Raw genomic sequence first — 13,115 nt, forward strand, 5'->3', positions numbered from 1 at the left:
AAATGAGAAAAAACATTAAATTTTTTTTAGCATTAACGCTATTTGTGTCTAGCACAACGCTAACCTTTGCACAGGAAACAACTAACTCTACAGCTAAAACTTTTGGTGGCAGAGACCAATATAGAACTTGGTCTGTAGGTATTCATGGTGGAGCTTTAACTCCAGTAGTACTTATTGGTGGTTCAGACGATTATACCAACTGGGATGCTAATTTTGGTTATGGCATTAGCTTAAATAAACAAGTTGCACATGCTTTTAGCTTGCAATTAAACGCAGTATTTGGTACTCTATCTGGTAATAATGCTGATGCCCCAGGAGGAAGAATAGGTGATTACAGATCTTTTGATACCCAAATTGGTTTCGGTATTGATTTAAGAGGAGTAGCTAATGTTGCAACTATTGATTTCTTAAAAAGAGAAAATGCTTTAAATTTTAACATTTCTACTGGTATGGGTACTTTAGCTTACGCACCAAGCTATATCAACCAAGCAAATGCTTTGGTTGATTGGAAAGGCAGAGCAGGCTCTTCTGGAGACAAAGACTTTATTAAAAGTGTTTATATTCCTGTAGGTGTTGGTGCAAAATTTAAAGTTTCAGAAGTTGTTAGTTTTAACATCGGTTATACCATGAACTTCTTAGATGCAGATAATTTAGACGCTACTTACGGAAAAGAAAACTCAAAAGATAAATTTTCTTACACACATGCAGGTTTAGAATTTGCACTAGGTTCTAAAACAAAACCAAATTTAACTTGGGCAAACCCAGTAGCAACTATGTATGATGAGCTTAAAGACTCTACTTTACGTGAGGACGTTAATAAATTAAAAGATCGTACAACTAAAGCAGAACAAGATGTGCAAGATCTTAAAAAAGATAGCGATGGTGATGGTGTTGCAGATCATTTAGATAAATGTCCTAATACTCCTGCGGGTACTAAAGTAGATGGCTCTGGTTGCGCTTTAGTAATACCTCAAGCAAAAGCACAGTAAATTCTAAAAAGAAATTATTAAAAGCTTCGGAATATCATTTTCGGAGCTTTTTTTGTTTTAAAAGCTTTTATATATTTAGATATGTCGGTTTTTACATTTAAGCAAAGAAATTCTATTGTTCTTATCGTATTACTACTTCTTGCGGTAATTATATTGTATAGTTTAAGAGACTTATTTACCGCATTCTTAGGCGCCATTGTTATCTACACTATTTTTAAACCGTTATATATTTATTTGTGCAAGAAAGTTAAAAAATACGTTGCCGCAAGTGCCATCATTTTACTATCATTCCTTATTATAATTTTACCATTTTTTGTGCTGAGCTATATGATTATTGATAAAGTGAGTAGCCTCAAACAAGATCAATTTCAATTAAAAGCTCTTATTTCAAGATTAGATGATTTTGTAGGTCTTAAACTAAACCAGCCTCATTTGGTAGAAAAATATGTAAATAAATTATCTCTATTCATTCAAGAACTATTTCCCACATTTGTTGGTGGGGCATTTTTTATCTTCCTAGCGCTTACGCTGATGTATTTTGTACTTTATTTTATGCTGGTACAAATGGATACTTTTGAAAATATCTTGTTAAAATATGCTCCTTTAAGAGAGCATCATGCTAAAAAATTTGCTGTTGAACTAAGAAACACCACTTATTCAAATATTTTAGGGCAAGGTTTAATAGCTATTGTGCAAGGTTTGTTAGTAAGTATATCATTTTTTCTAGTTGGTATAAATGATGCTATTTTCTGGGGAGTATTAGGTACTTTCCTATCCTTCTTGCCTGTAATAGGCGCTCCACTTATTACTTTACCCGCAGCTATTATACTTTTTTTAAATGGAGATACCGGAAATGCTATTTTTTTAAGTGTTTTTACTTTAACCATACTCATCAATATAGATAATGTAATACGCTTCATCATCAATAAAAAAGTGGCCGATACACATCCTATTATTACAGTTATTGGAGTGATTATAGGTATTCCAATGTTTGGCTTCGTAGGTTTAGTTTTTGGACCCTTACTATTATCATGGTTCATACATTTAGCAGAAATTTATGAAATAGATATTATTGCTACAGAACGATTAGAAAGTCATCTGGAAAACAAAAATTCAAATTGATAGCTTATAAAATATATTTTGGCAAGGTATTTTCTTACTTAAAATTATATTTACATTAAAACACAATCATCATGACAGACAATTCAAAAACAGTAATAGCACTTTTAGCCGGATTAGCTGCTGGTGCTGCTTTAGGTTTATTATTTGCTCCAGAAAAAGGTTCAGATACGAGAGATAAACTTGCCGAATCTTTAAAAAATTTAGGCGATAGCATCAAAGAAAAAGCTGCTGAAGAAATAGATAACCTAACAGATTTAAAAGAAAAAATTGTAGGAAATATAAAATCTAAAATTAAACAGGCAGAAGACGAATATGCTAATGACACAGAGCATGCCTAAAAATTTGATGAAAATTATAAAATGACAGACCCACGCTAAGTTATGGAAGAACTAATAGAAAAAATCAAAGAGCATCTTCATACAAGAATGAAACTTGCTAAGTTGACCCTTGTAGAAAAAGGAGTACTGCTTTTTGCCAACTTAATTACTGACGGTTTAGTAATTATATTTCTGGTACTTGCATTTCTTTTCGTGAGTTTGGCATTTGGCTTTTATATATCAGAATTATTGGGTAACAGCTACGGAGGATTTTTCCTAGTTTCTCTTTTCTATTTTTTAATAGCGGTAATTGTATACGCTATCAAAGATAAATACCTAGAAAAACCGATAGTTAACAATATGATAAGGAAAATTTTCAAAAAACAGGAGGAGGAATAATAGTGGTAAATCAAACTAACATAGAAAATATTCAACAGTTAAGAGCGCAAATAAAATCCTTGCGCTTGCAACAAGCAGAACAAGAACTTTACTTCTTAAAAAAGAAACAAAGTTTTAAAGATGCTATAGAATCTCCGTTTACTTTCTTAAAAAAAATTGGCTCTTTCTTAGGTTTCAATACTCCAAAACAACACGGAATAAATCCTAAAAATGCTGATTGGGTAACCTCTTTAGCAAGAATACTTGTCCCAATGGTGCTTAATAAAACTTTATTGAGAGGCAATGGTTTATTTCTAAAATCTGTATTAACCTTATTATCTCAAAGAGTTATCAACCCCCAAAATGTTAACCAAAACAAGTTAAGCAGTTTAATAGATAAAGCAAGTTCATGGATAAACTCAACTCTAAAAAGTAAAAAGAAGCCAACCATAGATTATGGCATTCCGCCAGATAGCGAAACTTTTTAATCACTAAGACTTTTAGAATATCATTTAGTATTCTATATGCCAAAAGCTGCAGCCTTTTCTGGAGATATCAAAAAGTATTTTACTTTGTTTAAAATAATGAATACAATTTTAGGAAGCCTCTTTTTAAAATTTATATACTACCGTATTAATATTCATACCTGCACCTACTGAAGTAAATAATACAACATCGTTTTTCTTAATCTCATGTCCTTCATATTTAGTTTTTAATATCAAATCTAACAATGTTGGAACTGTAGCTACAGATGAATTACCCAATTTAGCAATAGACATAGGCATTATATCCATTGGTGCATCATCAATATCATATAGCTTAAAAAATCTTTTCAAAATAGCCTCATCCATTTTTCCGTTAGCTTGGTGTACTAGTACTTTCTTTACATCGTCTGGATTTAAATTGGCTTTTTCTAAAGCTGCTTTCATTACTAACGGTACATTTTTCAAAGCGTACTCATAAACCTTACGCCCATCCATTTTTAAGAAAATATCAGTGTAAGCGGCATAATCTTCTTTGCTGCTACCTTCCATTCTTAAAAACCAAGCTTCATTTTGGGTATGCGTTTGCGTTTTGTGCGATAGTATACCCACATTTTCATCGGTTTCTAATGCACTCAATATCACTGCTCCGGCACCATCAGCATAAATCATACTATCTCTATCATGCGGATCAGTAATTCTTGACAAGGTTTCTGAACCTATAATCAAAACATTTTTAGCATCGCCAGCTTTAATATAATAGTTGGCTTGTATTAAGCCTTGCACCCATCCTGGGCAACCAAAAGGTAAATCATAAGCTACGCAATCTGGATTTTGAATTGCTAACTTATGTTTAATACGACTTGCCAAAGTAGGCACCATATCAGAACGGTTTGTACCGTGAGTAATATCTCCAAAATTGTGTGCTACAATGATATAATCTAAAGATTCAGGATCTATCAAAGAAGATTGTAAGGCATCTTGGGCGGCTAAAAACCCTAGTTCAGAAGCTGTTTGCTTAGGTGCTGCATATCTTCTCTCTTCTATATCAGTTATGGAAACAAATTTCTTAATGATATCTGCATTACTGCGATTGATGCGTTGCCCATCTCGCTCAAAGAATTCGTGGTTAATAAAATCTTCATTCTTAACTATAACACCAGGGATATAACTTCCGGTTGCAGTAATAACAGCTTTAATTGATTTGGTCATGCGTTAGATTTGTACTATATACCAAATTAGTATAAAGTATTGGGATTAGGAAATATTTATTTTAAAACAAGCTTGTTTGCCTATTAAAATCATTTCTAAAAAGATCTAATCTTTGGATTTTCATTGATCTTCCTTTTAGATATTTCTTAACAGCTAAATTAAAAAGCTGATGTATAGCCTGCGCCTCTATCCCATCTCCAGAAATACGTTTTCCCCATCTAGAATCATTTAACTTACCATCATGGCAAGCTTGTATTTGGTGCAATACTTTTTGGGCAGCATCTGGAAAAGCTTTTGCTATCCAATCTGTAAAAATATGAGCTATAGCACCATTTAAACGTACAATGGTAAAAGCAGCAGCTTGCGCCCCGTTAGATGCAGCTACTTTAACAATATCCGTAATTTCATGACTATTTAAACTTGGTATAATGGGGGCAATCATTACTCTTACAGGTATATCATGCTTTGCTAAAGTTTCTACAACTTTTAATCTGCCTTTGCCTGTTACAGTTCTAGGTTCTAATTTTAACCGCAAATTTTCATTTAATGAAGTAATAGAGATATTTACATGTAATAAGTCATGCTTGTTTAATTCTTGTAATAAATCTAAATCTCTAAGGATAAGATTATTTTTAGTGATGATGCTAACCGGATGCTTATATTTCAGAAATACTTCTAAAATCGCCCGTGTTATTTTAAATTTTCTTTCTGCAGGCTGGTAGCAATCTGTATTTCCGGATAGTAAAATAACTTTAGGTTGATAGTTTGGTCTGTTCAATTGCTGTTCTAATAACTTAGCAGCATCGGGTTTGATGATGATTTTACTCTCAAAATCTAAACCTGCATCAAAACCCCAATACTCATGCGAGTTTCTGGCATAACAATAAATACAACCATGCTCGCAACCATGATATGGATTAATTGATGCTACAAAAGATAAATCTGGGCTATTGCTTTCGCTGATGATTTTCTTTGGGTATTCTTTGATGAATTCTGTTTTGATTTCATCAATAAAAGGTTCATCTAACCCTTCAATATGTTCTAAACTATATTTTAAATTTTGGAATTTATTATTGATATTTCCTTGCGCACCACGACCTTTTAGGTAAGATTCTTCATTATTCAACATAACTTAAAAATACTAAAATTTTTAGTATTTTTTAGAGAAAACTAACTATTGATAAGAATCATCTAACAAGAAAACAAAAAGTTCTTTGGGGCCATGGGCACCTATAACCAATGTTTTTTCAATATCAGCAGTACGACTTGGACCAGTAATGGTACTAATCATTGTAGGTAAATTATTACCGTATTTATCTTTTAATAATTTAAACCCGTCTTTTAAATCCATCACCATTTGTGAAGTATAAGCTATCACTACATGAAAATGGGGGTATATGCTTAACCTCCTGCCAGCTGCACTGGCATTGCTTACTAAAATAGAACCATTTCTGGCTATAAGTGCTTCGCACAAGGTAAAGCCAACTTCTGCCAGTTCAAAATCTTTATCGCTTTCGTAAAACGGATATCCGTATTTGCTTAATAAATCTTGTAAAGGTTTTTCCCAGCAGTAAATTTTTCGCCACTTTTTCTCATCCGCCAAAAGCAAGATATTTTCTATAAGTTGTATTTCATCCTCACAAAAAACAAACTGACCGCTTACGTTTATAAATTGTTCAGCAAATACCACTTCAGGTAGTTCCTCTACCGGCGGATATAAAGGAAGATCTTCCAAGTTAGGATATGGATTATCTCTTTTCTCTAATAAAGCTTTTCGTATTTTTTTAAGTAATTTCTCTTTAGAAGTACTTTCCTTCATTTCCTATGTTATAAGCTGCAAATTTAGGATATAAAAAATCCCCTGAAACAGGGGATTTAAAATTTATATTTCAGATGATTCTGATTTAAGTGGTTCTGTACTATCGCCAACAGGTTCTGGATGTATATTTTCTGCAATTACACCTTGCTCTCCACCCTCTTTACCATTCACAAATTCATCGTAGGTGGTTCTGTGGTCAAATGGTCTTTTACCTAAAATTTCTTCTAAATCACTTTGGAACAAGATTTCTTTCTCCAAAAGCTTTTGAGCTAATAACTCTAAACCTTCTCTTTTTTCGGTAAGTAATTCTTTAGTTCTGTTATAAATACCTTCTATCAATAACCTAACTTCAATATCAATCAATTCAGCAGTTTTATCAGAATAAGGCTTGCTAAAATTGTACTCGTTATTAGGGTCGTGGAAAGAAACATTGCCTACTTTAGGGTTCATACCATAAATGGTAACCATTGCGTAAGCAAGTTTAGTGATACGCTCTAAGTCATTTTGTGCGCCTGTAGAGATTTTACCAAAGATGATATCTTCTGCAACACGACCACCCATTGTCATACATAAACCATCAGAAAGTTGCTCTGTAGTATACAAAAATTGTTCTTTTGGTAAGTATTGTGCATAACCTAAAGCAGCTACTCCGCGTGGCACAATAGAAACTTTAACCAATGGATCTGCATGTTCTAAAAACCAACCTGCAATAGCATGACCAGCCTCGTGATAAGCAACAATTTTCTTTTCTTCTGGAGATATGATTTTATTTTTTTTCTCTAAACCACCAATTACACGGTCAATAGCATCCTGAAAATCTTGCATATCAATAGCTTCTTTGTTTCTTCTAGCTGCAATAAGAGCAGCTTCATTACAAACATTTGCTATTTCTGCACCAGCAAAACCTGGGGTTTGTGCCGATAATTTTTTAGGATCTATCTCTTTAGCAAGTTTTAAGGGTTGCAAATGCACTTTAAAAATTTGCTCTCTACCTACTAAATCTGGCTTATCAATAGAAATTTGTCTATCAAAACGACCTGGACGTAATAAAGCGCTATCCAATACATCTGGTCTGTTGGTTGCCGCCATAATGATGATACCAGAATCGGTACCGAAACCATCCATTTCAACCAATAACTGGTTTAAGGTATTTTCACGCTCATCATTACCGCCTACCATACTATTTTTACCTCTTGCCCTACCTATAGCATCAATCTCATCAATAAAAATAATACAAGGTGCTTTTTCTTTAGCTTGCTTAAATAAATCTCTTACTCTTGATGCACCAACCCCAACAAACATCTCCACAAAATCTGAACCCGATAGAGAGAAGAAAGGAACCTGCGCTTCACCTGCAACAGCCTTAGCCAACAAAGTTTTACCTGTACCGGGCGAGCCAACTAATAAAGCTCCTTTAGGAATTTTACCACCCAAATTGGTGTATTTTTTAGGATTTTTGAGGAAATCTACAATTTCCATTACCTCTTGTTTAGCTTCTTCTAAACCAGCAACATCATTAAAAGTAACGGTTACTTGAGATTCTTTATCAAAAAGTGTAGCTTTTGATTTGCCAATATTAAAGATTTGACCACCAGCTCCGCCTCCGGCACCACCACCCATTCTTCTCATGATAAATATCCACAGTAAAGCAAAAAGGATAATTGGGAATATCACACTCCAAAACCATCCAGAGATTGGGTTACTTCTGGTTTCTGGAAGAACATTTACTCGCTGCCCCTCTGGAACACCTTCTTGCGAAGCTTGCAAACGCTTCTCTAAAGCTTCAAAAGAACCATCTTTAAAATAATATTGCGGACTGGTTCCTGTTACAGAAAAATTAGAGTTATCTCTAACATCTTTAAACTTATCCTTTTTTAAACTATCTTTTTTAATATAAACTTCAGCAATGTAAAGGTCTTCTTGTTTGTAACCTACCAATTTATCTACATCGCCGGTTCTTAGCATTTCTTGCTCAAATTTTTGGTAAGTAATTAACTTAGAATTATTACCACTCATGAAAAACTGAACTGCTAAAATGGCTAGTATAATCACACCGTAAATCCACATGATATTGAATTTTGGTGGCTTTGGAACTACACGTTTGCCGGGAACTTTTTTTATTGATTTTTTATTTTGATTTTCTTTCATTTTCTTCTTGATAATACCTTTGTGGTTTTAGGCGCTTTGATAAAATTTAACTTCTGCGTCTCCCCATAAATCTTCTATACCGTAGAAAGCTCTTTTATCTGTTTTAAAGATGTGCACTACAACATCTGAATAGTCTAGAATTACCCACTCAGCATGTATTAAACCTTCTTTTCTTGAAGGCTCTTGCCCAGTTGCTTTGTAAACTTCTTCTTCTACACTATCTGCTATAGCTCTTATTTGGGTAGATGATTCTGCATGACAAATCACAAAAAAATCTGCAACAGAACTATGAATATTTCTAAGATCTAACCGCACTATTTCATTCCCTTTTTTTTCCTGAATTCCGTGAACTACGAAAGCAGATATGTCTGTAGATGGGATTTCTATTTTATTTTTTACCATTAAAAAATTTTAGTTTTGGATTTTAATTAAAACATATTGCAAAATAACACTTTTTCATCACTATTTGTTGGACAAAATATTGTAAAATTAAAGGAGATTGATTCTACAAACAATTACCTTAAACAATTACTTTCAAATTGCGAGCCACTTCAAGAAGGTACTGTTATTATGGCAGATGAACAATTTGCCGGAAGAGGACAAAGGGGCAATGTTTGGCTTAGTGAAGCTGGTAAAAACCTTACCATAAGTGTCCTTTTAAAACCGACTTTCCTAGCTGCATCAGAACAGTTTGAACTTAATAAAGTTATTTCTTTGGGTGTTACAGATTGTTTAACGAAATTACTAGGTGAAGATTGTAAAGTTAAATGGCCTAATGATATTTATGTTAGAAACAAAAAAATTGGTGGCATCCTGATAGAAAACACCCTTAAAGGCACTTTTTTGAAAGAAAGTGTGGTGGGTATTGGTTTAAATGTTAACCAAAATACTTTTACTGATAGCCTTAAAGCCACCTCTGTTGCTAATATTTTACAAAGGGAATATCATCTTAACCAGTTATTATCAGAACTTTGTTACTGCATAGAAGGCAGGTACTTACAACTTAAAACCAATAAAAAAGATTTACTTTATGCTGATTATATGAACAAACTATTTAGGTTTAACCAGTTGGCAGATTTTATCATTAATCATGAAAAAGTGTCTGCCAGAATTATTGATGTTAACCCCAATGGCAAACTTGTCGTAAGTATAGCTGGAGATATACAAGCATTCGATTTTAAAGAAATTGCTTTTGTAATTTAATATCACAATGAAAAAAAATATTTTATTTACCCTCATCTTTTTCAGCTTAACTGTTACAAGCTGGGCTCAAATTTTAAAACCTGTAAGTTGGTCTTTTTCAACAGAGGCTATCAATGACAAAGAGGCTTATGTGGTTGCTACAGCTAAAATTGATAAAGGATGGCATGTTTATTCTTTAAATATTGAGGATGGTGGACCTATTGCCACATCATTAACGTTAAGCCCAAGCAAAAGCTATACGTTGGTGGGTAAAACCACAGAAGCACCAGAAGCAGAAAAGGCTTTTGACCCCAACTTTAACATGAACATTGCTTGGCATGAAAACCGAGCTGTTTTTAAACAAAAAGTTAAACTTAACACCCAAGAAGCTATCATAAATGGTGTTTTAGAATTTATGGTTTGTAATGATAAACAATGTCTTCCGCCAGAGGAAATAGAATTTAAAGTTACAGCCTCATTAACATTTAAAGCAGTGGCTGTTACACCCGCAACTCCGGTTGTTGATAAAGCGACAGAAAGTCTAGATACGGCAAAAAATGAATCAATAGATAGCGCTGTTACTGATACTACTTCTAAACAAGTTTTTGTTAATGCAATTGATACAAAACCTTTAGCGCAAGAAGAGCAAAGCTTATGGGCAATCTTTTTAGCAGGTTTTATTGGGGGTTTCTTAGCGCTTATTATGCCTTGTATTTTCCCTATGTTACCTTTAACAGTGAGTTTTTTCACTAAAAAGGCAGGCAGCAGGGCAAAAGCAGTTACGCAAGCTGGCTTATATGGGCTATTTATTATTGTGATTTATGTAGCACTAGGCTTATTGGTTACGATAATTTTCGGTTCTGATGCTTTAAATGAAATGGCCAGTAATGGTATTTTTAACTTTGTATTTTTCTTGATGCTGGTGATATTTGCTATCTCTTTCTTTGGTGCATTTGAGCTTACTTTACCATCAGCATGGGTAAACAAGGTTGATGAAAAATCAGATAAAGGAGGCTTAGCCGGATTATTTTTTATGGCATTTGCTTTGGCTTTAGTTTCTTTTTCTTGTACAGGCCCAATCATAGGAACTTTATTAGTACAAGCTGCCTCAATGGGAGAATTGATGGGCCCTGCCATAGGTATGTTTGGTTTCTCTCTTGCTTTAGCTATTCCATTTACACTTTTTGCAGCTTTTCCATCTTTACTTAAATCTTTACCAAAATCTGGTGGGTGGTTAAACAGCGTAAAAGTTGTTTTAGGTTTTATTGAGCTTGCTTTAGCTTTCAAATTTTTGTCAAATGTAGATCTAGCTTACCATTGGGATATCTTAGACCGCGAAGTTTTTTTAGTACTTTGGATTGTTATTTTTGCTTTATTAGGATTATATCTGTTAGGAAAAATCAAATTCTCGCATGATGCTGATTTACCCTTTGTAAGTGTCCCTCGTTTATTTTTAAGCATTATAGTATTTTCTTTTACCCTATACATGGTGCCTGGTTTATGGGGTGCGCCACTAAAAGCCATTAGTGCTTGGTTGCCTCCGCAAACCACTCAAGATTTTGACCTTTACACAAATAGCTTATCTTCGCCTTCTGAAAAAAGTAATGTAGCTAAAAAATACGCTGGTTTATTTGAAGCACCGCATAACTTAGATGCCTTTTTTGATTATGAAGAAGGTATGGATTATGCAAAAAGTGTAAATAAACCAGTTCTTATAGATTTTACAGGACATAGCTGTGTAAATTGCCGTAAAATGGAAGCAAGTGTTTGGAGCGACCCAGAGGTATTGAATATCCTGAAAAAGGATTATGTTTTAATTTCACTTTACGTGGATGATAAAACTGCTTTACCAGAAACAGAACAATACACTTCTACTTTTTCTGGCAAAAAGGTTAAAACTTTAGGTAATAAATGGAGCGATTTTCAAGCTTCTAAATTTAAAGTAAACTCGCAACCTTATTATGTTATTGTAAATGATAAAGAAGAGCTACTTACCAAACCAGAGGCTTTTAACTTAGATATCAGTAATTATATCAGATTTCTTAATGAAGGGAAATCTAACTATCAAAACAAAAAATAAATGACAAGTACCATAAAAAAGATAGGCGTTTTTACATCAGGAGGTGATTCACCAGGTATGAATGCAGCCATAAGAGCTGTAGTACGTACTGCTTTATTTTATAATATAGAAGTTGTTGGTATCAGAAGAGGTTATGAGGGGATGATCAATGCTGAGTTTCAGGATATGGATCGTAAATCTGTTGCTAATATTATCCAACGTGGTGGAACTATTTTAAAAACAGCCAGAAGTAAGGCTTTTTTAACTCCAGACGGTAGACAAATTGCTTACAACAACCTTAAAAAAATAAATGTTGACGCTTTGATTGCCATTGGCGGAGATGGTACTTTTACAGGTGCTAAAGTATTTGGCGAGGAGTTTGACATGCCAATTTTAGGCTTACCAGGCACAATAGATAATGACTTATTTGGCACAGATTTCACTATAGGTTATGATACGGCTATTAATACTGTTATAAATGCGGTAGATAAAATTAGAGATACAGCAGAATCTCATGACCGTTTATTTATTGTAGAAGTAATGGGCCGCGATTGTGGTTTAATTGCTTTAAGAAGTGGTATAGGCGTAGGTGCAGAATCTATTTTAATACCCGAAACCAAAACAGATATCAATGCGATTATCCATAGGTTAGAGATTAGTAGAAAAGACAAATCTTCTAAAATTATTATGGTTGCCGAAGGTGATGATGCTGGTGGCGCTTTTGAAGTAGCAGAAATTATTAAAGCTCGTTTCCCTAACTACGATACTAAAGTTTCTATTCTTGGACACATACAACGTGGCGGAACACCAACTTGTATGGATAGAGTTTTAGCAAGCCGTGTTGGTGTTGCTGCTGTGGAAGGATTATTAAAAGGAGAAAAAGCTCAAATGGTTGGTTTAATAAACGGTAAAATAGCTTTTACACCCTTTGACCATGCTATTAAACACAACGTTGAAGTAAATGAGCATTTATTAAAAATTGTAGAGGTACTTTCTTTATAAATCAAAAATAGAAATCATAAAAAAGCCGTAAGAAAATAATACATCTTACGGCTTTTTACGTTTTTAAATCTGCTATTTAACTTGATACAAACTTTAATCCTATAATAGAACCTATAAGAGTGATGATAAAAAATATCCTCCAAAAAGTAGCTGGCTCTTTAAATATAAATATCCCAACTAGTACCGTTCCTACAGCACCAACACCTGTCCAAACGGCATAAGCAGTGCCAATGGGTAAAGTTTTGGTTGCTAAATACAATAAGTACATGCTGATGGATAAACAGATAAAAAATCCAGCTATCCACCATAAAGCAACATTCCCTGATGTTTCTTTCGCTTTTCCTAAACAAGATGCGAAACCAACTTCAAATAAACCTGCAATAACCAATATAAGCCAATTCATGC

Annotated in this window: 14 protein-coding genes; 8 read left to right on the forward strand and 6 right to left on the reverse strand. The window is 33.8% G+C overall.

Features of this window, described 5'->3' with window-relative positions; genetic code table 11:
• Positions 1–2 precede the first annotated feature (2 nt).
• The 5 genes from H510_RS18040 (at position 3) to H510_RS0101600 (ending at position 3,294) form a co-directional block, all read left to right on the forward strand.
• A complete protein-coding gene (locus H510_RS18040) occupies positions 3–989 on the forward strand; it encodes a hypothetical protein (RefSeq protein ID WP_051290998.1) in 987 nt (328 codons plus the stop codon).
• Positions 990–1,070: 81 nt separating this feature from the next.
• Entirely contained in the window at positions 1,071–2,111 is a 1,041-nt protein-coding gene (locus H510_RS0101585; protein ID WP_026902703.1) for an AI-2E family transporter, read from the forward strand.
• Between the two features lie 71 nt (positions 2,112–2,182).
• On the forward strand, positions 2,183–2,449 hold the full coding sequence (locus H510_RS0101590; RefSeq protein ID WP_026902704.1) for a YtxH domain-containing protein: 267 nt from the start codon (positions 2,183–2,185) through the stop codon (positions 2,447–2,449).
• Between the two features lie 42 nt (positions 2,450–2,491).
• Positions 2,492–2,827 carry a phage holin family protein gene (locus H510_RS0101595; protein WP_026902705.1) on the forward strand — a complete coding sequence of 112 codons (336 nt, stop codon included), beginning with the start codon at positions 2,492–2,494 and terminating at the stop codon, positions 2,825–2,827.
• Between the two features lie 2 nt (positions 2,828–2,829).
• Positions 2,830–3,294 (forward strand): hypothetical protein, encoded by a 465-nt coding sequence (locus H510_RS0101600; RefSeq protein WP_026902706.1) that lies wholly within the window; start codon positions 2,830–2,832, stop codon positions 3,292–3,294.
• A 123-nt stretch (positions 3,295–3,417) separates the two neighbouring features.
• Here H510_RS0101600 and H510_RS0101605 read toward each other — a convergent pair whose 3' ends face one another.
• The 5 genes from H510_RS0101605 to rsfS all read right to left on the reverse strand — a co-directional run bounded on the left by H510_RS0101605 (position 3,418) and on the right by rsfS (position 8,869).
• Entirely contained in the window at positions 3,418–4,500 is a 1,083-nt protein-coding gene (locus H510_RS0101605) for a 3-oxoacyl-ACP synthase III family protein (RefSeq protein ID WP_026902707.1), read from the reverse strand.
• A 61-nt stretch (positions 4,501–4,561) separates the two neighbouring features.
• The gene (locus H510_RS0101610; RefSeq protein WP_026902708.1) at positions 4,562–5,629 is read right to left on the reverse strand and encodes a PA0069 family radical SAM protein; all 1,068 of its coding nucleotides are present in this window, start codon (positions 5,627–5,629) and stop codon (positions 4,562–4,564) included.
• A gap of 45 nt (positions 5,630–5,674) precedes the next feature.
• Positions 5,675–6,319, reverse strand: coding sequence for a LutC/YkgG family protein (locus H510_RS0101615; RefSeq protein ID WP_026902709.1), 645 nt, complete (start codon positions 6,317–6,319; stop codon positions 5,675–5,677).
• Between the two features lie 63 nt (positions 6,320–6,382).
• A complete protein-coding gene (ftsH, locus tag H510_RS0101620) occupies positions 6,383–8,467 on the reverse strand; it encodes an ATP-dependent zinc metalloprotease FtsH (protein WP_026902710.1) in 2,085 nt (694 codons plus the stop codon).
• 27 nt (positions 8,468–8,494) lie between these two features.
• Positions 8,495–8,869 (reverse strand): ribosome silencing factor, encoded by a 375-nt coding sequence (gene rsfS, locus H510_RS0101625; protein WP_026902711.1) that lies wholly within the window; start codon positions 8,867–8,869, stop codon positions 8,495–8,497.
• Between the two features lie 36 nt (positions 8,870–8,905).
• Between rsfS and H510_RS0101630 the strand changes: the two genes are divergently transcribed.
• From H510_RS0101630 to pfkA, 3 genes are read left to right on the forward strand one after another with little or no spacing between them, the layout of a single operon-like run.
• On the forward strand, positions 8,906–9,670 hold the full coding sequence (locus H510_RS0101630) for a biotin--[acetyl-CoA-carboxylase] ligase (protein WP_026902712.1): 765 nt from the start codon (positions 8,906–8,908) through the stop codon (positions 9,668–9,670).
• Positions 9,671–9,677: 7 nt separating this feature from the next.
• Entirely contained in the window at positions 9,678–11,729 is a 2,052-nt protein-coding gene (locus tag H510_RS0101635) for a protein-disulfide reductase DsbD family protein (protein WP_026902713.1), read from the forward strand.
• On the forward strand, positions 11,730–12,710 hold the full coding sequence (pfkA, locus tag H510_RS0101640) for a 6-phosphofructokinase (protein WP_026902714.1): 981 nt from the start codon (positions 11,730–11,732) through the stop codon (positions 12,708–12,710).
• A 76-nt stretch (positions 12,711–12,786) separates the two neighbouring features.
• Here the strand turns inward: pfkA and H510_RS0101645 are convergent, their stop codons facing one another.
• Positions 12,787–13,113, reverse strand: coding sequence for a DMT family transporter (locus H510_RS0101645; protein WP_026902715.1), 327 nt, complete (start codon positions 13,111–13,113; stop codon positions 12,787–12,789).
• Between the last annotated feature and the right edge of the window lie 2 nt (positions 13,114–13,115).

The sequence above is a fragment of the Pedobacter glucosidilyticus DSM 23534 genome (genome assembly GCF_000425145.1).
GTDB classification, from domain to species: domain Bacteria; phylum Bacteroidota; class Bacteroidia; order Sphingobacteriales; family Sphingobacteriaceae; genus Pseudopedobacter; species Pseudopedobacter glucosidilyticus.